The organism is Pseudomonas peli, assembly GCF_050563605.1.
Taxonomy (GTDB): Bacteria; Pseudomonadota; Gammaproteobacteria; order Pseudomonadales; family Pseudomonadaceae; genus Aquipseudomonas; species Aquipseudomonas peli_A.
Window position 1 is genome coordinate 1 of record NZ_JBNXUH010000041.1, and the last position, 353, is coordinate 353.

The window sequence follows — 353 nt, forward strand, 5'->3', positions numbered from 1 at the left end:
GTCTAGAGTCACTGCTGTAGGTGGGCGCACGCCGCGCCCCGAATGCAGCAGGAGAAATGCCATGGGAACTGTGCGCAGCTGCTTGTACATGCTGCTGTGGTCAGCAGTTTTAAGCGTACCGGCGCTGGCTGCCGATGATACGGCGGGGGCGAAGGACCATCCGCTGCTGTCACGCTACCCGAACTCGCATATCGTCGAATACGAGCAGAACTACAATGCTGCGCAGTTCGCCACCSGCACTCAGGACGGMGTGCCGAAGCGCCAGAACGAGGAAGGAGAAGAAAAGAAGATAAGCTATAAACACAACGCGGAAGAAAAAAAGAAGAGAAAAAAGAAGAAGAAGAGAAAAAACC

1 protein-coding gene is annotated in these 353 nt (G+C 54.4%); it reads left to right on the forward strand.

Translation table 11 applies throughout. The features are described from left to right. Positions 1-61: 61 nt before the first annotated feature. The coding region (locus ACQ4LH_RS21035) for a hypothetical protein (protein WP_430698962.1) at positions 62-353 on the forward strand (292 nt) is incomplete at its 3' end.